General features: G+C 74.9%; 1 protein-coding gene. It reads right to left on the bottom strand.

Annotated elements, in window-relative coordinates; all coding sequences use genetic code 11:
* Positions 1-37 precede the first annotated feature (37 nt).
* Positions 38-24094 carry a type I polyketide synthase gene (locus OHB56_RS37165; protein WP_406358253.1) on the bottom strand — a complete coding sequence of 8019 codons (24057 nt, stop codon included), beginning with the start codon at positions 24092-24094 and terminating at the stop codon, positions 38-40.
* Positions 24095-24112 lie beyond the last annotated feature (18 nt).

The raw sequence follows: 24112 nt of genomic DNA, 5'->3' as shown, positions 1-24112 counted from the left end.
GGGGCGTCGGGGGCGTGCGGGGGGAGCGGCGGTGTGCTCATGCGTCACCCAGCTCGCGGTCGATCAGGTCGAAGAGGTCACCCGCGGTCTCGACACCGGCCAGTTCCTCGTCCTCGTCGACGGGGGTGGCGGCCGGGGCGACGGGCTCGCCCTGCCAGCGGGAGAGCAGGTCGCGCAGCCGGGCGGTGACCTTCTCGCGGTCCTCGCCGGTCACGCCGGAGTCGTCGAGGGCGCTCTCCAGTTGGTCCATCTCGCCGAGCAGCGCCTGTGCGGTGCCGGGCGGCTCGGGCAGGGTCAGTTCGCCCAGCAGGTGACGGACCTGGGCGAGAGCGGTCGGGTGGTCGAAGACCAGGGTGGCGGGCAGCCGCAGTCCGGTGGCGGACGCGAGCCGGTTGCGCAGCTCGACCGCGGTCAGCGAGTCGAAGCCGAGCTCCTTGAAGGTCTGTTCGGGGTCGATCTCGGCGGCGGAGCCGTGCCCGAGGACGGCCGCGGCCTGTTCCGCGACCATCTCGAGCAGCAGCTGCTCGCGGTCGGTCGCGGACAGCGGAGCGAGCCGGTCGGCCAGCGACCGCGGTGCCGGCGCGGCGGGCGCCGCGGTGGCGGCGGTGCCGGCGCGGCGCCGGGCGGGGATGCGCACCGGGCCGCGCATCAGCACCGGCAGCACGTCGTGGTGTTCGCGCAGCGCGGCCGGGTCGAGGTCCATCGGCAGCAGCGCGGCCCGGTCGGAGTCGGCCGCCGCGTCCAGCAGGCGCATGCCCTGGGCTGCGTCGAGCGGCACCATGCCCGTGCGGGCGTGGCGTTCGCGGTCGGCGTCGGTGAGTTCCCCGGTCATCCCCGCGTCCGGCAGCCAGGTGCCCCAGGCGAGGGACACGGCGGGCAGGCCCTGGGCGCGCCGGTGGTGTGCGAAGGCGTCCAGGAACGCGTTGGCCGCGGAGTAGTTGGCCTGCCCCGCGCCGCCAAAGGTGCCGGCGACGGAGGAGAAGACCACGAACCGGGCGAGGTCGAGGTCGCGGGTCAGTTCGTGCAGGGCGACGACCGCGTCGGCCTTGGGGCGCAGCGCCTCGGCGAGCCGCTGCGGCGTCATGGAGGACAGTACGCCGTCGGCGAGGACGCCGGCGGTGTGCACCACGGCGGTCAGCGGCCGGTCGGCGGGGATGCCCTCGAGGAGCGCGGCGAGCGCGGTGCGGTCGGCGACGTCGCAGGCCGCGATGGTCACCTCGGCTCCCAGGCCGGCGAGTTCGGCGCGCAGTTCGGCGGCGCCGGGCGCGTCCGGGCCGCGCCGGCCGGCGATGAGCAGGTGCCGGACGCCGTGTTCGGCGACGAGGTGGCGCGCGGTGATCCGGCCGAGCCCGCCGAGCCCGCCGGTGAGCAGGACGGTGCCCTCGGGGTCGGGCGCGGTCGGCAGGGTGAGGACCACCTTGCCGATGTGCCGGGCCTGGCTGAGGAAGCGGAACGCGTCCGGTGCCCGGCGTACGTCCCACACGGCCATCGGCAGCGGTTCGAGGACACCGCGTCCGAAGAGGTCGACGAGGTCGGTGAGGATCTCGCCGATCCGGTCGGGTCCGGCCTCCACCAGGTCGAAGGCGCGGTAGGTGATGCCGGGGTGGTCGGCGGCGACCTGTGCGGGATCGCGTACGTCGGTCTTGCCCATCTCCAGGAACCGGCCGCCGCGCGGCAGCAGCCGCAGTGAGGCGTCCACGAACTCCCGGGCCAGGGAGTCGAGGACGACGTCGAAGCCCCGGCCGTCGGTGGCGGTGCGCAGCCGCTCCTCGAAGTCGAGTTCGCGGGAGGAGGCGAGGTGGGCGTCGTCCAGGCCGGCGGCCCGCAGGGCGTCCCACTTGGCGGGGGACGCCGTGCCGTACACCTCGGCGCCGAGGTGGCGGGCGAGCTGGACGGCGGCGGAGCCGACCCCGCCGGCCGCGGCGTGCACCAGCAGGCTCTCGCCGGGCCGGAGCCCGCCGAGGTCGACCAGCGCGTAGTACGCGGTGAGGTAGACGATCGGGACGGTGGCAGCCTCGGCGAAGCTCCAGCCCTTCGGGATCGGCGCGACCATGCGGGCGTCGGCGACCGCGACGGGCCCGAAGGCTCCGGCGAACATGCCCATCACCCGGTCGCCGGGGGCGAGTCCGGTGACCGCGTCGCCCACCTCGGTGACGACGCCCGCGCCTTCCAGGCCGATCGCGGTGGCGTCGCCGGGGTACATGCCGAGCGCGGTGAGGACGTCACGGAAGTTGACGCCGGCGGCGCGCATCGAGATGCGCACCTCGTTCGGTGCGAGCGGGGCGGTGACCTCCGGGCAGGGGGTGAGGCGCAGGCCGTCCAGGGTGCCCTTGCGCTCGATCCCGAGCCGCCAGGCCTCGGTGCCGTCCGGTGGCGCGAGGGCCCGGTCGGCGGCGAGCGGCACGATGCGCGGGGTGCTCACCGTGCCGTCGTGGACGGCGCGTTCGAAGGCGGTGTCGTCGAGCGCGGCGGGCAGTGCCGCCAGTGAGGCGGCGGTGCCGTCGGTGTCGGCGAGGACGAGACGGCCGGGGTTCTCGGAGCGGGCGGCCCGCACCAGGCCCCAGACGGCGGCCTGTGCCGGGTCGGCGGGGCGGGGTGCGGCGGGGACGGCGCACCGGGTCACCACGGCGAGCCGGGCGTGCAGGAAGGCGGGCTCCTCCAGCCAGCGCCGTACGAGGTCCAGGGCGTGGCCGGCGGTGGTGCGGGCCGCGTCCGCGAGGGCGCCCGCGCCGGCCCCGGTCTGCGGACCGACGGCGGCGACCGGTACGGCGTACACGACGGTGTCGGGGATCTCGTCGGCCTCGGCGAGGGTGTCCAGGTCGGGCACGGAGCGCGCGGTGTGTCCGGCGGCGTTCAGCGCGGCGGCCAGTTCGTCCGCCTCCCCCGCGCCGACGACGGTCCACGCGGCCGTCGTGGCGGGGGCGGTGACCGGGGTGGCCGTGGGCTGCCAGTCCAGTTCGTGCAGGCCCCGCTGGGCGGGGGCGCCGACGGTGGAGCCGGCGAGGTCGCCGGTCAGCTCGCGCAGGGTGAGCGAGCCGACGGACGCGACGGGCCGGCCTTCCGGGTCGGCGAGGGCGAGGCCGATGGCCTCCGGGCCCTCCTGGACCATGCGCAACCGCAGCGCGGAGGCTCCCACGGCGTCCACGCGTACGTCGTTCCACGAGAACGGCAGGCGTCCGGCGTCCTCCATCGGCACGAACATCACCGCGTGCAGGGCGGCGTCCAGCAGGGCGGGGTGCAGGTCGAAGGCGTCGGCGGCGGGGTCCGCGTCGGCGGGCAGGGCCACCTCGGCGAACACTTCCTCCCCGCGCGTCCACACCCGGGTCAGGCCCTGGAACAGAGGGCCGTAGAGGTGGCCGCGGTCGGCGAACGCCTCGTAGAAGCCGTCGAGCGGGACCTCCTCGCCGCCCTCGGGCGGCCAGGCGGTGAAGTCGTAGGGCGTGGTGGCCGGTTCGGCGGCAGGGGTGAGCAGGCCGCTGACGTGCAGGGTCCACGGTGTGCCCGGCTCGGTGCCGTCGGGCCGGCCGTGCACGGTCAGCGGGCGGGCGCCGGTGGCGTCCGGCGCCTCGACGCGGACCTGGACCTGCACGCCGCCCCGTTCGGGCAGGGTGAGCGGGGACAGGATGGTCAGCTCGGCGACCTGCTCGCAGCCGGTCCGGGCGCCCGCGTGCAGGGCCAGATCCAGGAAGCCGGTGGCGGGGAACAGGGCGGTGCTGGTGAGCGCGTGGTCCCTGAGCCAAGGGCTGGAGCCGAGCGCGAGGCGGCCGGTGAACACCTGGGTGGACCCGTCGGCGAGTTCCACGGCCGCGCCGAGCAGCGGGTGGCTGCTCGTGCCGAGTCCCGCGGTGGTGACGTCGCCGAGCAGGACGGGCGGGCCGGGCCAGAAGCGGCGGCGCTGGAAGGGGTAGGTGGGCAGCTGCGCGACGCGGGCGCCGGTGCCGTCGAAGAGGCGGGGCCAGTCGACGCCCACTCCGTGCGTGAAGGCGTGGGCGAGGGCGTCGAGGAGCGTCTCGCGTTCGTCGCGGTCCTTGCGCAGGGCCGGGACGAACAGGGTGTGCTCGGCGTCCGGCAGGCAGCTCTGCGCCATCGCGGTGAGGGTGCCGTCGGGTCCGACCTCGACGAACCGGTCGACGCCGTGCTCGGCGAGCCGGCCGATGCCGTCGGCGAAGCGCACGGCCTCGCGTACGTGGCGCACCCAGTACTCCGGGTCCTGGAGTTCACCGGGAGCGGCGACACGACCGGTGACGTTGGAGACGACGGCCATCCGCGGCGGCGCGTAGGAGATGCCCGCGGCGACCTCCCGGAAGGCGTCGAGCATCGGCTCCATGAGCGGCGAGTGGAAGGCGTGGCTGACCCGCAGGCGGGTGGTGCGGCGCCCCTCGGCGGCGAGCCGTGCGGCGACGTCGGCGACGACGTCCTCGGCGCCGGAGACCACCACGGAGCCGGGGCCGTTGACGGCGGCGACTCCGGCGTGCGGCTGTCCCTCCAGCAGCGCCAGGACCTCCTCCTCGGTGGCCTCCACCGCGAACATGGCGCCACCGGGGGGAAGTTCCTGCATGAGCCGGCCGCGGGCGGCGACGAGGGCGCAGGCGTCCGGGAGCGACATCACCCCGGCGACGTGGGCGGCGGCGATCTCGCCGATGGAGTGCCCGGCGACGAAGTCGGGTCGCACGCCCCAGGATTCGAGGAGGCGGTGGAGGGCGACCTCGACGGCGAACAGCGCGGGCTGGGTCCACTCGGTGCGGTTCAGGCGCTCGACGTCGTCGCCGAGGACGAGGGCCCGCAGGTCGTCGCCGAAGTGGGCGCAGACCGCGTCGAAGGCGTCCGCGTACGCGGGGAACGCCTCGTACAGGCCGCGGCCCATTCCCGGGCGCTGGGCGCCCTGTCCGGAGAACAGGAACGCGGTCCTGCCCTCGCCGCGGTGGGTGCCGGTGACGGTGTGCGGTCCGGTCTCACCGGAGGCGAGCAGCCGCAGTCCGTCGGTGAGGGCGGCGCGGTCCCGGCCGAGAACGACGGCGCGGTACTCGAAGACGGCGCGGGTCGCGGTGAGCGAGAGGCCGAGGTCGGCGTCGGTGAGGTCGGGGAACTGCTGTGCGTGGTCGAGGAGTTGGGCGGCCTGGGCGCGCAGGGTGTCACGGGAGCGGGCGGACAGCACCCAGGGCACCGGCCCCGACCACACGCCCCCCTCCTGCGTATCCGCCCCGCGCTCCTCCTCGGGCGCGGCCTCCACCACCACATGGGCGTTGGTGCCGCTGATCCCGAACGAGGACACACCCGCACGACGCGGACGCTCCCCCGTCCCTGGCCACTGTCGGGCCTCGGTCAGCAGCTCCACCGCACCCTGACCCCAGTCCACATGCGAGGACGGAGCATCCACGTGCAGCGTCGCCGGCAGCACACCGTGCCGCATCGCCAGCACCATCTTCATCACACCCGCCACACCGGCACCCGCCTGCGTGTGACCCACATTCGACTTCACCGACCCCAGCCACAACGGCCGGCCCGCATCCCGCTCCCGGCCGTACGTGGCCAGCAACGCCTGCGCCTCGATCGGATCACCCAGCCGCGTCCCCGTCCCGTGCGCCTCCACCGCGTCCACATCCGCAGCCGACACGCCCGCATCCGCCAACGCGGCACGGATCACCCGCTGCTGCGACGGACCGTTCGGCGCACTCAGACCGTTGGACGCACCGTCCTGGTTCACCGCCGAACCACGCACCACCGCCAGCACCGGATGCCCGTTGCGACGCGCATCGGACAACCGCTCCACCAGCAGCAGACCACCACCCTCGGAGAACCCCGTCCCGTCCGCCGCGTCCGCGAACGCCTTGCACCGCCCGTCCGCCGCCAGCCCCTGCTGACGACTGAAGTCCACGAACAGACCGGGCGAGGCCATGACGGTGACGCCGCCGGCGAGGGCGAGGTCGCACTCCCCCGCGCGCAGGGACTGCACGGCAAGGTGCAGGGCGACCAGGGACGACGAGCAGGCGGTGTCGACGGTGACCGCCGGGCCCTCGAGCCCGAAGGTGTAGGAGAGCCGGCCGGAGACGACGCTGGCGGCGTTGCCGGTCAGCATGTAGCCCTCGAAGTCCTCGCCGGAGGCGGCGAGCATACCGGTGTAGTCCTGGCCGTTGGTGCCGGCGAACACGCCGGTGCGGCTGCCGCGCAGGGTGCGCGGATCGATGCGCGCCCGCTCGAACGTCTCCCACGCCATCTCCAGCAGCAGACGCTGCTGCGGATCCATCGCCACGGCCTCACGGGGCGAGATGTTGAAGAACGCCGGGTCGAATCCGCCCGCGTCGCCGAGGAAGCCGCCGGTGCGAGTGTAGACGGTGCCGGCCTTGCCGGGCTCGGGGTGGTAGAGGGCGTCGAGGTCCCAGCCCCGGTCCTCCGGGAAGGGGACCAGGCCCTCCTCGCCGTTCAGGAGCATCCGCCACAGCTGTTCGGGGGTGCGGATGTCGCCGGGGAAGCGGCAGCCCATGGCGACGACGGCGATCGGGTCGTCGTCGACGGCGGGCCGGGCCGGGCCGGCGTCCGCGGTGGTGGGGGCGGTGTCGTCGGCGACCTCGGCGAGCAGGAAGTCGGCGAGGGCGCGGCAGGTGGGGTGGTCGAAGACGAGGGTGCTGGGCAGTCGCAGGCCGGTGATGCGGTTCATTCCGTTGCGCAGTTCGACGGCGCTGAGCGAGTCGATGCCCAGGTCGGTGAAGGGGCGGTCCGGTTCCACGGCGTCCGCGCCAGGGTGGCCGAGGACGCCGGCCACGTGGCCGCGCACGATCTGCAGGACGGCGTCGGCCCGCTCGTACTCGGGCAGGGCGGCCAGGTGGGCGTGGAGCGAGGAGGTGTCGGCCACGGCGGGGCCGGCGTTCTCCCGGGCGGTGTCCAGCGCCCGGCGGGCGGCGGGCAGTTCGTCCAGCAGGTGGCTGGAGCGCGGCGCCGTGAACGACGGGGCGTAGGTGTCCCAGCGGAGGTCGGTGACGACGACGTGGGTGTCGTCGAGGTCGAGGGCGTGGCCGAGGGCCTCGCAGGCGGCGGCGGTGTCCATGGGGTGGACCCCGTGGCGGCGCATGCGGTCTCCGGCGCTGTCCCCGACCATGCCGCCGTCGGCCCACAGGCCCCAGGAGACGACCGTGGCGGGCAGTCCGGCGGCGCGGCGTTCGGCGGCGAGGGCGTCGAGGTAGGCGTTGCCCGGGGCGTAGTTGCCGAGTCCCGCGCCGCCGAGGACGCCGGCGGTGGAGGAGAACAGGACGAACGCGGACAGGTCGAGGTCGCAGGTGAGCTCGTGCAGGACGCGGGCGGCGGTGGCCTTGCCGCGCAGGATCGGGTCCATGCGGTCGGGGGTGAGCGAGTCGAGCACGCCGTCGTCGAGGGATCCGGCCGCGTGGAACACCGCGTCCAGGGGCCGGTCGGCGGGCAGCGCGGCGAGCAGGTCGGTGAGTGCGGCGCGGTCGGACACGTCGCAGGCGGCGAGGGTGACGTCGACGCCGCGGCCGGCGAGTTCGTCGCGCAGCTCGGTGGCGCCGGGCGCGTCGGCGCCCCGGCGGCCGGCCAGCACCAGGTGGGTGGCGCCGCGGTCGGCGAGCCAGCGGGCGACGTGGCCGCCGAGGGCGCCGGTGCCGCCGGTGACCAGGACGGTGCCGCGAGGCTGCCAGGTGTCGGCGGGGAGGTCCGCGCCGGGGGCGTGGACCAGGCGGCGGCCGTGTGCGCCGGTGGCGCGCAGCGCGATCTGGTCCTCCTCGCCGGGGTCGACGAGGACGGCGGCGAGGCGGGTGACGGAGCGGGCGTCGAGGTCGGCGGGCAGGTCGATCAGGCCGCCCCAGCGGTCGGAGAGTTCCAGGGCGGCGACCCGGCCGAGGCCCCACACGGCCGCCTGGGCGGCGTCCGGCGCGGGGTCGGCGCCGCCGACGGCGACGGCTCCGCGGGTCGCGCACCACAGGGGTGCCTCGATGCCGAGGTCGCCGAGGGCCTGGACGAGGGCGAGGGTGGTGGCGAGTCCCACGGGGACGGCGGTGTGTGCGGGGTGGTCGCGGGTGTCGAGGGCGAGCAGGGACAGGACGCCCGCAGGCCGTCCGGCGTCCTCGGCGCCGGTGAGCAGGCCGGTGAGGGCGGCGCGGTCGGGCGTTCCGTCGGGCGCGGTGATCCGGCGCACGGTGCGGGCGCCGCCCGCGGTGAGGGCGTCGGCGACGGTGTCGGCGAGGGCGGTGTGGCCGGCCTCGTCGGCGGGGGTCACGAGCAGCCAGGTGCCGCCGAGGGTGGCGGGGCCGGTGTCGAGGGGGCTGAAGGCGACGCGGTAGCGCCAGGCGTCGGTGGTGGCGCGTTCCCTGCGGGTGCGCCGCCAGTGGGAGAGGGCGGGCAGGACGCTGCTGAGGGGGGCGTCGGCGGGCAGTTCGAGGGTGTCGGCGAGGCTCTCCAGGTCCTCCTGCTCGACGGTCTCCCAGAAGCGCGCCTCGACGGAGTCGGCGGTCAGGGCGCCGCTCGCGGCGAGGTCGGCGGCGGCCTGCTCGCGGACGGTGGGCCAGTAGCGCCGGTGCTCGAAGGGGTAGGTGGGCAGGTCGGTGCGGACGGCGCCGGTGCCGGCGAAGACCTTCTCGAAGTCGACGTCGACGCCGTGCACGTGGGCCTCGGCGAGGGCGGTGAGGAACTGCCGCAGGTCGCCCTGGTCGCGTCGCAGCGAGCCGAGGACGGCTCCCTCGACGCCGGCCGCGTCGAGGGTCTCGCGCAGTCCCACGGCGAGCACGGGGTGCGGACCGACCTCGATGAAGGTGCGGTGTCCGGCGGCGATCAGGCCGCGGACGGCGTCCTCGAAGCGGACGGTCTCGCGCAGGTTGGTGTACCAGTAGGCGGCGTCGAGTCCGGTGGTGTCCTGCCAGTCGCCGGTGAGCGAGGAGCGGAAGGGGATCTCCGCCTCGCGCGGGGCGATGCCGTCGAGGGCGTCGAGGACGGTCTCGCGGATCGCCTCGACCTGCGCGGAGTGCGAGCCGTAGTCGACGTTGACCTTGCGGGCGCGCACTCCGTCCGCGGTGAGGGCGGCGTGCAGTTCGTCCAGGGCCGTGGCCTCGCCGGAGACGACGACGGAGGCGGGTCCGTTGACGGCGGCGACGGCGAGACGGTCGGCCCACGGCTCCATGCGGGCGCGGGTGTCGTCGGCCGACAGCGGCACGGACATCATGCCGCCGGTGCCGGCGATGCGGGTGATGGCCCGGCTGCGCAGGGCGACGACGCGGGCGCCGTCCTCCAGGGTGAGCGCCCCGGCCGCGCAGGCGGCGGCGATCTCGCCCTGGGAGTGGCCGACGACGGCGGCCGGGCGGACGCCGTGGGCGCGCCACAGGGCGGCGGTGGCGACCATGACGGCCCACAGCGCGGGCTGGACGACGTCGACACGGCCGAGGGAGGCGGCGTCCTGCGCGCCGCGCAGCACGGCGGTCAGCGACCAGTCGGCGTGCGGGGCGAGCGCCTGCTCGCAACGGTTGATCCAGTCGGCGAACACCGGTGAATCGTCGAGGAGTTCACGCGCCATACCGGCCCACTGGGCGCCCTGCCCGGGGAAGACGAGGACGGGTTCGGCGCCGCCGGGCACGACACTGCCGACGGCAGCGGGCGCGGTGAGCGGCCCGTCGGCGGCCAGCGCGGCCAGTGTCTCGTCGAGCCGCTCGCTGTCGTCGGCGAGGAAGGCGGCGCGGTGCGGGAGTGCGGCGCGGCCGACGGCGAGGGTGTAGGCGAGGTCGGTGAGCGGGGTCCCGGGCCGGGTGCGCAGGTGGGTGCGCAGGCGGGCGGCCTGGGCGCGCAGCGCGGCGGGCGTGCGCGCGGACAGCATGACGGGCACGGCGGGCAGTGGGGTGTGCGCGGCGGGCCGTTCGGCGTCGGGTGCCTGTTCGACGATGACGTGGGCGTTGGTGCCGCTCATGCCGAAGGAGGACACGCCGGCCCGGCGGGCGCGGCCGGTCTCGGGCCAGGGCTGTTCGTCGGTGAGCAGGCGGACGTGTCCGGCGCTCCAGTCGACGTGCGGGGTCGGGTTGTCGGCGTACAGCGTGCGCGGCAGGACGCCTTCGCGCAGCGCCATGACCATCTTGATGACGCCGCCGACACCGGCCGCGGCCTGGCTGTGCCCGATGTTCGACTTGAGGGAGCCGAGCCACAGCGGCCGGTCCTCGGCGCGGTCCTGGCCGTAGGCGGCGAGCAGGGCCTGCGCCTCGATGGGGTCGCCGAGGGTGGTGCCGGTGCCGTGCGCCTCGACGGCGTCCACGTCCTGCGGGGAGAGTCCGGCGGAGGCCAGCGCCTGCCGGATGACCCGCTGCTGGGAGGGACCGTTGGGCGCGGTCAGCCCGTTGGAGGCGCCGTCCTGGTTGAGGGCGGAGCCGCGGATGACGGCGAGGACCTGGTGGCCGTTGCGGCGCGCGTCGGAGAGCCGTTCGAGGACGATCATGCCGACGCCCTCGGCCCAGCTGGCGCCGTCGGCGTCCGCGGAGAACGGCTTGCAGCGGCCGTCCTCGGCGAGGGCGCGCTGCCGGCTGAACTCGATGAGGGAACCGGGTGTCGACATCACGGTGACGCCGCCGGCCAGGGCGAGTTCGCACTCGCCCTGGCGCAGGGACTGCGCGGCGAGGTGCAGGGCGACGAGGGAGGAGGAGCAGGCGGTGTCGACGGTGACGGCCGGGCCCTCCAGGCCGAGCGCGTAGGAGATGCGGCCGGACAGGACGCTCGGCGAGTTGCCGGTGCCGACGTAGCCCTCGAAGTTGTCGTCGGAGGCCGCGAGGATCGTCACGTAGTCCTGGTAGGTGACGCCGGCGAAGACGCCGGTGGCGGAGCCGCGCGCTCCGAGCGGGTCGACTCCCGCGCGCTCCAGCGCCTCCCAGGTGACCTCCAGGAGCAGCCGCTGCTGCGGGTCCATGGCGAGGGCCTCGCGGGGGCTGATGGAGAAGAACGCCGGGGCGAAACGGCTGGCGTCGTGCAGGAAGCCGCCCTCGCGGGTGTAGACGGTGCCCGGGTGGTCGGGGTCGGGGTGGTAGAGCCGCTCGGGGTTCCAGTTGCGGTCGGTGGGCAGCGGCGAGATGCCGTCGGCCCCGGCGCGCACCAGGTTCCACAGGTCCTCGGGTGCGGCCACGCCGCCGGGGTAGCGGCAGGCCATGCCGACGACGGCGATCGGGTCGTCGTCGACGGCGCGCCGCACGGCGGCCGGGGTGTCGGCGTTGGCGGTGCCGAACAGGTCGTCGGCGAGGTGCCGGGCGAGTGTCGCCGGGGTGGGGTGGTCGAAGACCAGGGTGGCGGGCAGGGTGACGCCGAGGGCGGCGCTGAGGCCGTTGCGGAGTTCGACCGCGGTCAGCGAGGTGAGGCCGAGGTCGGTGAACGGGCGCGCCGGTTCCACCTCGTCGGGCCCGCCGTGGCCGAGGACGGCGGCGACACGGTCGCGGACGGTGGCGAGGAGGGTGCGTTCGCGTTCCGCGGCGGGCCGGGTGGCGAGGCGCTCCAGGAGGCTGCCGGGCGGCTGGGTACGGGCGGCGGCGCGACGGCGTACGAGCTCGGCGGCCGGGGTTTCCCCCTGCCCGGTGACGGGCTCGGCGGCGGCCGGGGCGATGGCCTGCCCGCGGGTGTCCGGGGCGGGGCGCAGCAGCAGGGAGCCGATGGTGAGGACGGGTTCGCCGACCGCGTCGGCGGCGGTGAGGGCGAGGGTGTCCGGGCCGGTGCGCTCCAGGCGGACGCGCAGGGTGGTGGCGCCGGTGGCGAACAGGCGGGCCGGGCCGGCGGAGAACAGCACGCGCCCGTCGCCGAGACCGTCGAACGCGCCGAGCCCCAGCGGGTGCAGGGCGGCGTCCAGGAGCGCCGGGTGCAGGTCGTGGCGGGCGGCCTCGGTGGCCGCCGACTCGGGCAGGGCGACCTCCGCGTACACGGCGTCGTCGTCCTGCCAGGCGGCCAGCAAGCCCTGGAAGACGGGCCCGTAGTCGAGTCCGGCCTCGCGCAGCCGTGCGTACAGGCCGTCGGTGGCGAGTTCCCGCGCGCCGGGCGGCGGCCAGGCGGTGAGGTCGTGGTCGAGTACGGGTGCGGTCTCTGCGGTGAGGACTCCGGTGGCGTGCCGGATCCACGGCGCGGTGGTGTCACCGGCGGGTCGCGCGTGCACGGCGAAGGCGCGGTCGCCGCGGGCGTCGGGCGACTCGACGCGGATCTGGAGGGCGACGCCGTCGTGCTCGGGCAGCGCCAGCGGGCGTTCCAGAACGAGTTCGCCGAGCTGCGGGCGCCCGGCGTGGGCGCCCGCGGCCAGGGCGAGTTCGAGGAGGGCGGTGCTCGGTACGACGGCGGCCCCGCCGATGCGGTGCGCGGCGAGCCAGCCCGCGCCGCGGGTGGTGAGACGGCCGGTGAGCAGCAGGGTGTCGTCGACGGCGGACGGCACGACCGCGCCGAGCAGCGGGTGCCCGGCGGGCACCAGTCCGGCGGAGGCCGGGTCCGCGGAGGCGGTGGGCTCGATCCAGTACGGCCGGTGCTGGAAGGCGTAGGTGGGCAGTTCGACGGGACGGGCACCGGGGGCGACGGTGTCGAGGACGGCGCGCCAGTCGACGTCGGTGCCGAGCGCGTGCAGGGCTCCGACGCCGGTCAGCAGCGTCTGCGCCTCGTCACGGTCGTCGCGCAGTGTGGCGGCGGCGACGGGCGCGGCGCCCCGCCAGGCGCTCTGGGCGAGGGCGGTCAGGGTGGTGTCGGGCCCCAGTTCCAGCAGGCGGCCGGCGCCACGCTCCTCCAGCGTGGCGACGCCGTCGGCGAACCGCACGGCGTGCCGCACGTGCCGCACCCAGTACTCGGGGTCGGTCAGCTCTCCGGGTTCGGCGAGGCGGCCGGTGAGGTCGGAGACGACGGGGATGCGCGGCTCCGCGTACGCGACGGAGGCCGCCACGGCGCGGAACGCGTCGAGCATGGGCTCCATGCGCGGCGAGTGGAAGGCGTGGCTCACCCGGAGCCGGGTCGTCCTGCGGCCCTGGGCCGCGAAGTGGGCCGCGACGTCGAGCACGGCGTCCTCGTCGCCCGAGACGACCACGGAGCGCGGGCCGTTGACGGCGGCGACACCGAGGACGTCCTCCCGCCCGTCGAGCAGTGGCAGGACCTCCTCCTCGGCGGCCTGGAGGGCGATCATCGCGCCGCCCTCGTGCAGTTCCTGCATCAGCCGTCCGCGGGCGGCGACGAGCCGGCACGCGTCGGGCAGGGCGAGCACCCCGGCGACGTGGGCGGCCGCGAGCTCGCCGACGGAGTGGCCGAGCAGGTGGGCGGGGCGCACCCCGAAGGATTCCAGGAGCCGGAAGAGGGCGACCTCGACGGCGAACAGCGCGGGCTGGGCGTACTCGGTGCGGTTCAGCAGCTCGGCGTCGTCGCCGTGCACGACCTCGGCGAGCGGGCGGGGCAGCAGTCCGTCGAAGTGGCCGCAGACGGCGTCGAAGGCGTCGGCGTAGGCCGGGAAGGCGTCGTGGAGGCCGCGTCCCATGCCGGGCCGCTGGGTGCCCTGGCCGGCGAAGAGGAACGCGGTGCCGCCGGGGGCGAGGGTGTCCCCGGTGACCACGGCGGGATGCATGTCGCCGTCGGCGAGCGCGCGGAGCCCGGCCAGCAGCGCGGCCCGGTCACCGCCGGCCACGACCGCCCGGTGCTCCAGGGGGGCCCGGGTGAACGCGAGCGCGTGGGCGACGTCGGCGGGGTCCGCGTCGGGGTGCCGTTCCACGTGTGCGAGGAGCCGGGCGGCCTGGCCGCGCAGGGCGGGCGCGCTGCGGGCGCCCAGCAGCCAGGGGAGGGCGGCCCGTCCGGTGTCCTCACCCCCGCGCACCGGCGCGGTGGACCCGTCGGCCGTCGGGGCCGGTTCGGCGAGGATGACGTGTGCGTTCGTACCGGACAGGCCGAACGCGGAGACACCGGCCCGGCGGACACGGTCGCCCGCGGGCCAGGCGACGTCCTCGTTCAGCAGCCGGACGCTCCCGCTGTCCCAGTCGACGCGCGAGGACGGCTGTCCGGCGTGCAGGGTGCGCGGGAGGGTGGCGTGGCGCAGGGCCAGGATCATCTTGATGACACCGACGGCACCGGCGGCGGCCTGGGTGTGCCCCAGGTTGGACTTGACCGAGCCGAGCCACAGCGGCCGGTCCTCGGCGCGGTCCTGGCCGTAGGCGGCGAGCAGGGCCTGCGCCTCGATGGGGTCGCCGAGGGTGGTGCCGGTGCCGTGCGCCTCGACGGCGTCCACGTCCTGCGGGGAGAGTCCGGCGGAGGCCAGCGCCTGACGGATGACCCGCTGCTGGGAGGGACCGTTGGGCGCGGTCAGCCCGTTGGAGGCGCCGTCCTGGTTGACGGCGGAACCCTCGACCGCCGCGAGCACCCGGTGGCCGTTGCGGCGTGCGTCGGACAGCCGCTCGACGACGAGGACGCCCACGCCCTCCGCCCAGCCGGTGCCGTCGGCGTCGTCGGAGAACGCCTTGCAGCGGCCGTCGGGCGCGAGACCGCCCTGGACGCTGAACTCGACGAAGGCGCCCGGGTCGGCCATGACAGTGACGCCGCCCGCGAGGGCGAGGTCGCACTCGCCGGCGCGCAGCGACTGCACGGCGAGGTGCAGGGCGACCAGCGAGGAGGAGCAGGCCGTGTCGACGGTGACGGCCGGGCCCTCCAGGCCGAGCGCGTAGGAGACGCGCCCGGAGACCACGCTGCCCGCCTGACCGGTCAGCAGGTGACCGCCGAGTCCCTCCGGGACCTCGGTCAGACCGGTGGCGTAGCCGGAGCTTCCGGCACCGACGAAGACGCCGGTGCGCGAGCCCTTCAGCGTGGTGGGGGCGATCCCGGAGCGCTCCAGGGCCTCCCACGAGGTTTCCAGGACGAGCCGCTGCTGCGGGTCGAGGGCTTGCGCCTCGCGCGGACTGATGCCGAAGAACGCGGCGTCGAACGCGGAGGCCTGCGTCAGGAAGCCGCCGGCCGCCGTGTCGCTCGCCTCCAGCAGCGCCGCCAGGTCCCAGCCCCGGTCCTCGGGGAACCCTCCGGCGGTGTCACCGCCTGCGGCGAGCAGCTCCCACAGCTGGTCGGGGCCGTCGATGCCGCCCGGCAGGCGGCAGCCCATGCCGACGACGACGACCGGATCGGTGTCGGTGGCCGCCGCGGTCACCTCGTGCCGCTCCTCGGCGGTCCCGAACAGCGCGTCCCGGAGGTGGGCGGCGACGGCGAGCGGGGTGGGGTGGTCGAAGACCAGGGTGGTCGGCAGGGCGACGCCCGTTTCGGCGGTCAGGTCGTTGCGCAGTTCGACGGCGGTCAGCGAGTCGAAGCCCATCTCGCGGAAGGCCCGTCCCACGGTGACGGCGGCCGGGTCCGCGTGGCCGAGCGCGGCGGCGGCCCTGCGGCACACCAGGTCGAGCAGCGCCGCGTCGCGCTCCTCAGCGTCGAGCGGCGCGAGCCGTTCGCGCAGCCCACCATCCCTGCCCGCGGCAGGAGTCGACGCCGCGGGGGCGACCGTGCCGGACGTCAGGGCGGCGAGCAGCGGGCTGGGCCGGCCGGTGGTGAAGGCGGGCGCGAACCGCTCCCAGTCCACGTCGGCCACGACCACGGCGACGTCCCGAGCGGCCAGGGCGCGGTCGAGCGCGGTCAGCGCGGCATCCGGGTCGAGCGGGCGCAGGCCGCGCCGCCGCAGCAGCGTCTGGGCGGCCTCGTCGGCGGCCATGCCGGTGCCGTCCCAGGGGCCCCAGGCCACGGACGTGCCGGCCAGGCCACGCGCCCGGCGGCGCTCGACGAGCGCGTCCAGGTGGGCGTTGGCGGCGGCGTAGGCGGCCTGCCCGCCGCTGCCCCACACGCCGGCGATGGAGGAGAACGTCACGAAGGCCGACAGGCCGCTGTCGCGGGTCAGTTCGTCGAGGTGGTCGGCGGCGTCCGCCTTCGCGGCCAGTACGGCCGCGAGCCGGTCGGGGGTGTACGAGGCGATCATGTCGTCGTCGAGCACGCCCGCGCAGTGCATCACCGCGTCGACGGGGTGCTCGGCGAGCAGCCGGGCGACGGCGTCCCGGTCGCTCATGTCGCAGGCGACCACGGTCACCCGCGCGCCGAGCCCGAGCAGTTCGTCCCGCAGGTCGTCCGCGCCCGGTGCCGCGGCCCCGCGACGGCCGGTCAGCACGAGCTCACGGGCGCCGTGCTCGACGACCCAGCGGGCGACACGCGCCCCGAGGGCGCCGGTGCCGCCGGTGATCAGGACACGCTCCGGTGACGTCCACCCGCCGGTGGCGGCGGGCGCCGGGGCGGACACGAGCCGGCGGGCGTGGGCGTCGCCACCGCGTACGGCGACCTGGTCCTCGTCGGCGGCGGCGAGCACCGCGGCGGCCCGGGCGAGCGCGCGCCGGTCCGGCCGGGCGGGCAGGTCGAGAAGGCCGCCCCACACATCCGGGCGCTCCAGCGCGGCGACCCGGCCGAGGCCCCACACGGAGGCCTGCCCCGGCTCGACGGCCGCCTCGGTACCGCCCCCCACGGCGACGGCACCGCTGGTCACCAGCCACAGCGGGGCCGTGAGCCCCGCGTCCGAGTGGGCCTGCACGACGGCGAGGGCGGTGTCGACGTCCGGCAGGCAGGACAGCACACCGGCCAGGGGCTCCCGGTCGGCGGCCACCACACGCAGCAGCTCGGCGAGCGCCTCCCGCTCCACGCCGGCGGCGCACCGCACGCGTTCGATCCCCGGCACGAACTCCTCGACACCGGGCAGGGCCGTGGCGTCGCCGGACTGGAGCAGCAGCCACCGCCCGTGGACCGTACGGCCGTCGCCCGGCTGCAGACGGTCCCACAGCACGCGATAGCGCCAGGAGTTCACCGCGGCCCGCTCGGCCTGCTCACGGTGCCACGCGGACAGCGCGGGCACGACACCGTCCAGCACACCGTCGTCGAGGTCCAGCACACCGGCAAGTTCCTCGGTGTCGCCCCGGTCGACGGCGTTCCAGAACGCGTCCTCCGCGGCCGACGTCACCAACGTCGCACCGGTCGTCGCGTGGTGGGCGCCCCGGCGCGGCTCGGGCCAGTACCGGGATCGCTGGAAGGCGTACGTCGACAGGGGCGCGGGACGCACGCCGGCGAAGATCGTGTCCCACCCCACCGGAACCCCGGCGGTGTGCAGTGCGGCCACGGCGGCGAACAGCGCGTCGGCCTCGTCCCGGTCCTTGCGCTGAAGGGGCCGACAGACCACACGGTCGTCGTCGGCGAGCGCGGTGCGGGCCAGGGCGGTGAGGGTGCCGTCGGGGCCGATCTCCAGGAAACGGGTCACACCCTGGGCGCTGAGTGCGGTGATGCCGTCGGCGAAACGGACGGCCTCGCGGACGTGGCGCACCCAGTAGTCGGCGGACGCCAACTCACCCTCGGCGGCGAGGCGTCCGGTCACGTTCGAGACGACCGGGATCGACGGGGAGGCGTAGTCGACGCGCTCGGCCACCTCGCGGAAGGCGTCGAGCATCGGCTCCATCAACGGCGAGTGGAACGCGTGCGACACCCGCAGACGCGACGTACGCCGGCCCTGCCCCTTCACCTCGGACACGACCTGCTCGACCGCCGCCTCGACGCCTGCGATCACGACAGCCTGCGGACCGTTGACCGCCGCGACCGACACCTCACCCGCACGCCCTTCCAGCAGGGGCAGCACCTCCGCCTCGGCGGCCTCCACGGCCACCATCACGCCACCGGCAGGCAACTCCTGCATCAGCCGGCCCCGCGCCACCACCAGGGCACACGCGTCCTCCAGCGACATCACCCCCGCCACGTGCGCGGCAGCGATCTCACCGATGGAGTGGCCGATCAGGACGTCGGGACGGACACCGAAGGACTCCATCAGGCGGAACAAGGCCACCTCGACCGCGAACAACGCGGGCTGCGTCCACTCCGTACGGCTCAGCCGATCTGCGTCCTCACCGAACACGACCTCACGCAGCTCCTCACCGACCTGCGCGCACACCGCGTCGAAAGCCTCCGCGAACACCGGGAAGGCCTCGTACAACTCCCGGCCCATACCCGGACGCTGCGCACCCTGCCCCGAGAACAGGAAGGCGGTACCGCCTTCGTCCGCCATGCCCGTGACCGTGTGGGGGTGGGGCTCGTGGTGCGTCAACGCGGCCAGGCCGGCGACGAGTTCCGTGTGGTCACGACCCCAGACCACCGCACGGTTCTCGAAGGCGGTACGCGTGGTGGCGAGAGCGGCGCCGATCTCGACGAGGTCGGTCCCAGGCGTCGAGCGTACGGTCTCCAGGAGGCGGCCGGCCTGGGAGCGCAGTGCGTCCGCGCTCCGTCCGGACAGCACCCACGGCACCACCGGCAGGGAAGCCGACTCCACCGGCTCCACGCTCTGCTCGGGCGCCTGTTCCAGAATGACGTGGGCGTTGGTGCCGGAGAGGCCGAACGACGACACACCCGCCCGGCGCGGACGACCCGCATCGGGCCACACCCGGCGTTCCGTCAGCAGCCGCACCGCCCCCGACGACCAGTCCACATGCGACGACGGCTCATCGACATGGAGCGTGGCGGGCAGGACACCGTGCCGCAACGCCTCCACCATCTTGATCACACCCGCCACACCCGCAGCAGCCTGCGTATGCCCCAGGTTCGACTTCACCGACCCCAACCACAACGGACGACCCGCATCACGGTCCCGGCCATACGTCGCCAGCAACGCCTGCGCCTCAATCGGATCACCCAGCCGCGTACCCGTCCCGTGCGCCTCCACCACATCCACATCCGCAGCCGACAACCCCGCGGACGACAAAGCCGCCCGGACCACCCGCTGCTGCGACGGACCATTCGGAGCCGTCAGACCATTCGACGCACCGTCCTGATTCACAGCCGAACCCCGCACCACCGCCAGCACACGGTGCCCCAGGCGGCGGGCATCCGACAGGCGCTCCACCAACAGCACACCCGCGCCCTCACCCCAGCCCGTACCGTCCGCACCCTCACCGAACGCCTTGCACCGGCCATCGCCAGCCAGCCCACCCTGCCGGCTGAACTCCACGAAAGCCCCCGGCGTGGACATCACCGTCACACCACCGGCCAGCGCCAGATCACACTCCCCCGCCCGCAACGACTGCACCGCCAGATGCAAAGCGACCAACGACGAGGAACAGGCCGTGTCCACCGTCACCGCCGGACCCTCAAGACCCAGCACATACGACACACGACCCGACGCCACACTCGCCGCGTTGCCCGTGCCCACGTACCCGCCGAAGTCACCCTCCGACACACCCAACAACGCCGGATAATCCTGACCGTTCGTCCCCGTGAACACACCCGTCCGACTGCCACGCAACGACGCCGGATCCACACCGGCCCGCTCCACCGCCTCCCACGACGTCTCCAGCAACAACCGCTGCTGCGGATCCATCGCCAACGCCTCACGCGGCGACACCCCGAAGAACTCCGCATCAAAACCACCGACATCGGACAGGAACCCGCCGCGTGCGGTGTGGCTGGCGTAGGGGTTGTCCGGGGCAGGGGCGAAGAGCACGTCGAGGTCCCAGCCGCGGTCGGTCGGGAAGTCGCCGATGCCGTCACGGCCGTCGACGAGGAGAGTCCACAGGTCTTCCGGCGACTCCACACCACCCGGGAAGCGGCACGCCATCCCGACGATCGCCACGGGCTCGTCCAGCTCGACCGCGCTGCCGCTCTCCGCGTCGACCACGGTGACGACATCGTCCCCGAACAACTCGCCGTACAGGAAAGCGGCCAGCACCCGGGGCGTGGGGTGGTCGAAGACGGCCGTCGCGGGGAGCGGCACACCCGACACGGCAGCCAGGACGTTGCGCAGCTCGACCGCGATCAGGGAATCCACGCCCAGATCACGGAACGCCCGCTCCGCACCCACCTGTTCGGCACCGGGGTAGCCGAGTGCGGCGGCGGCCCGGGTGCGGACCTCGGTCAGGAGTGCGCGCTGCCGGGACTCGGGGTCGAGGTCCCGGAGGCGGGACCTCAGTCCGGTGGTGACGGTCTCGGCGGCCGCCTCGGCGCCGGCGGGCGCGCTGAACACCTCCACGAGCAAGGGGCTGTGGCGGACGGCGGTGAAGGCGGGACCGAAGCGGTCCCAGTCGATGTCCGCCACGAGGGAGGCGGCCGGTGCGTCCCCGACGCAGACCGCGAGGGCGTCCAGGGCCCTCTCGGGGGCGAGCAGGCCGACACCGCCGCGCAGCTGACGGCCTTCGGCATCCGCGTCGGCGGCCATGCCGCCGCCCGCCCAGGGGCCCCACGCGATGGACGTGGCCGGCAGGCCCGCGCTCCTGCGCCGTTCGGCGAGGGCGTCCAGGAGGGCGTTGGCGGCGGCGTAGTTGGCCTGTCCGGCGGAGCCGACGGTGCTGGCGAAGGACGAGAACAGGACGAAGGCCGAGAGGTCGCGGTCGCGGGTCAGTTCGTCCAGGTGGTGGGCGCCTGTCACCTTGGCGGCGAAGACGCTGCGGAACGCGTCCGGCGTGAGACCGTCGACGACTCCGTCCTGGAGCACACCGGCCGTATGGACCACCGCGTCCACGGGGTGGGCGTCGAGCAGGGCGGCCAAGGCCGAGCGGTCCGTCAGGTCGAGGGCCGCGAAGGTCGTCTCGGCGCCGAGCTCGCGCAGTTCAGCCCGCAGTTCCTCGGCTCCCGGTGCCTGCTCGCCACTGCGGCTCACCAGGACCAGGTGAGCCGCACCGTTGCGGGCCGCCCACCGGGCGACCCTGGCGCCGAGCGCGCCGGTGCCCCCGGTGACCAGCACCGTGCCGGAGGGCTGCCACGCCGACTCCGCCCGGGGCGACGCCGCGACGAGTCGGCGGGCCAGCAGTCCGCCGGGGCGGACAGCTGCCTGGTCCTCGCGTACGCCGTCGGCGAGAAGGGCGACGAGACGCGCGGCCGAGCGCCGGTCCAGCGTGGGCGGGAGGTCGACGAGGCCGCCCCAGCGGTCGGGGTGTTCCAGCGCGACGACGCGTCCGAGACCCCACACGGCGGCCTGGTCCGGTTCCGGGGCGGGGTCGCTCACCGTGGCGGTGACGGCACCGCGGGTGAGCGCCCAGACGGGTGCCGTGACTTCGGCGTCACCGAGTGCCTGGGTCAGCACGGCGGTCGCGAGGACCCCGTGGGGCACTCCCTCGTTCTCCCCGTGTTCGAGGGCGAGGGTGGAGACGACTCCGCTCACCGGGTCGTCCTCGGTGGCGGCGGCGACGCGGCGGGCGAACTCGGTCCGGGTGTCGAGGGGGTGGTGCTCGACGACGGCCAGTTCGGCACCGGCCCCGGTCAGGGCTTCGGCCAGCGCGCCGTCCCATCCGTCGTCGCCCTCCAGGGAGACGGGCCGCACGAACAGCCAGCGCCCGGACAGGCGCTTGCCCTCGGGCAGACTGGTGACGGTCCGCCACACGGCATGGTGGTGCGGGCCCGGCCCCTCGGCCGCCGTGCCGTCCTCGGCGTAGGAGCGCTCCAGCCAGTAGCGGTCGCGGCGGAAGGGGTACGTGGGCAGCTCAACCGTGCGGGCACCCGGCAGGAGGGCGTTCCACTCGACGGTGCCACCGCGCACGTGCAGTCGCGCGAGGGCGGTGACAAGGGTGTGGGCCTCGGGGCTCTTCTTGCGGAGCACCGGTACGTACAGGGCGTCGCTGTCCGACCCGCAGTTCTGGGCCAGGGCGGTGAGGGTGCCGTCCGGACCGATCTCCAGGAAGCGCGTCACACCTTCGGCAGCCAGGGCACCCACACCATCCGCGAAACGAACCGCCTCGCGGACATGACGAACCCAGTAGTCGGCGGAGGCCAACTCGCCTTCGCTCGCGAGCTGTCCGGTCACGTTCGAGACGACCGGGATCGACGGGGAGGCGTAGTCGACGCGCTCGGCCACCTCGCGGAAGGCGTCGAGCATCGGCTCCATCAACGGCGAGTGGAACGCGTGCGACACCCGCAGACGCGATGTACGCCGGCCCTGCCCCTTCACCTCGGACACGACCTGCTCGACCGCCGCCTCGACGCCTGCGATCACGACAGCCTGCGGACCGTTGACCGCCGCGACCGACACCTCAGCCGTGCGCCCTTCGAGCAGGGGCAGCACCTCCGCCTCGGCGGCCTCCACGGCCACCATCACGCCACCGGCAGGCAACTCCTGCATCAGCCGGCCCCGCGCCACCACCAGGGCACACCCGTCCTCCAGCGACATCACCCCCGCCACGTGCGCGGCAGCGATCTCACCGATGGAGTGGCCGATCAGGACGTCGGGACGGACACCGAAGGACTCCATCAGGCGGAACAAGGCCACCTCGACCGCGAACAACGCGGGCTGCGTCCACTCCGTACGGCTCAGCCGATCTGCGTCCTCACCGAACACGACCTCACGCAGCTCCTCACCGACCTGCGCGCACACCGCGTCGAAAGCCTCCGCGAACACCGGGAAGGCCTCGTACAACTCCCGGCCCATACCCGGACACTGCGCACCCTGCCCCGAGAACAGGAACGCCGTCCTGCCGCCCCGCCGGGCGGTTCCGACGAGCGTGCCGGGCGCGGCCTGCTCCCCTTGGGCCAACGCGTACAGTCCCGCGAGGAGTTCAGGGCTGTCGCCGCCTTGGACGACGGCCCGGTGCTCGAAAGCGGTGCGTGTGCCAGCCAGGGATGCGGCGAGGTCGTAGAGGTCGGTGTCCGGGTGTGCGGCCAGGTGGGCGGCCAGGCGGCCCGCCTGGCCGCGCAGGGAGTCCTCGTCCCGGGCGGACAGGAGCCACGGGAGGACCGGAAGAGCGGCACGCGGTGCCGGTTCGGGGGCGGGCTCGTCCGCGGTGGGCTCGGGTGCCTGCTCGATGACGACGTGGGCGTTGGTGCCGGAGAGGCCGAAGGCGGAGACGCCGACGCGGCGCGGGTGGTCGGTGCGGGGCCAGTCGGTGGTCTCGTTGAGGAGCGTGACGTGCCCGGCGGTCCAGTCGACGTGGCTGGAGGGGCATCCGGCGTGCAGGGTGGGCGGCAGGACGCCGTGACGCAGGGCGAGGACGGACTTGATGACACCGACGACGCCAGCGGCCGCCTGCGTGTGGCCGATGTTCGACTTCACGGAGCCGAGCAGCAGCGGGCGGTCTTCGGGGCGGCCCTGTCCGTAGGTGGCGAGGAGGGCCTGGGCCTCGATGGGGTCGCCGAGGGCGGTTCCCGTGCCGTGGGCCTCGACGGCGTCGATCTCGGTCGCGGGAAGGCCGGCGTTGGCGAGTGCGGCGAGGATGACACGCTGCTGGGAGAGGCCGTTGGGGGCGGTGAGACCGTTGGAGGCGCCGTCCTGGTTGACGGCGCTGCCGCGCAGTACGGCGAGGACCTGGTGGCCGTTGCGGCGGGCGTCGGAGAGCCGTTCGACGATGATCGTGCCGGCGCCCTCGGCCCAGCCGGTGCCGTCGGCGTCGTCGGAGAAAGCCTTGCAGCGTCCGTCCCCGGCCAGGCCGCCCTGCCGGCCGAACTCGATGAAGGCACCGGGTCCTGACATGACGGTGACGCCGCCGACGACCGCGAGCGAGCACTCCTTGGAGCGCAGGGACTGGGCGGCGAGGTGCAGGGCGACGAGGGAGGAGGAGCAGGCGGTGTCGACGGTGACCGCCGGGCCCTCCAGGCCGAGCGCGTAGGCGACGCGGCCGGAGAGCACGGACATGGAGTTGCCGGTGAGCAGGTGACCGCGGACGTCGTCGGAGACCTCGCGCAGGCCGGAAGCGTAGCCCTGGTCGCTGCATCCGACGAAGACGCCGGAGCGGCTGCCGCGCAGGGTGGTGGGGTCGATGCCGGCGCGTTCGAAGGCTTCCCAGACCACTTCGAGCAGCAGGCGCTGCTGGGGGTCCATGGCGAGGGCTTCGCGCGGGGAGATGTCGAAGAAGGCGGGGTCGAAGCGGTCGGCGTCCGACACGAAGCCGCCGCGGCGGCGGTCCCCGTCGGTGCCGGACTCCGGTCCGGGGGCGGGCCAGCCGCGGTCGGCGGGCCAGTCCGTCACCGCGTCGGTCCCGGAGACCAGGAGGTCCCAGAAGTCGTCCGGCGTGCGCACGTCGCCGGGCAGCCGGCAGCTCATGCCGACGATGGCGACGGGCTCCTGCTCGCGGGCCTCCAGCTGCCGCAGCTTGCGCCGGGTGGTGTGGAGATCGACGGTGACCCGCTTGAGGTAGTCCCGAAGCTGCGCTTCATTCGTCATGGACTGCCCCCATGCTGT

It is taken from the genome of Streptomyces sp. NBC_01635 (assembly GCF_045209715.1).
Lineage (GTDB): Bacteria > Actinomycetota > Actinomycetes > Streptomycetales > Streptomycetaceae > Streptomyces > Streptomyces hirsutus.
The sequence above is the reverse complement of the archived record's forward strand: the minus strand, read 5'-3'. Positions and strand labels throughout refer to the sequence as shown.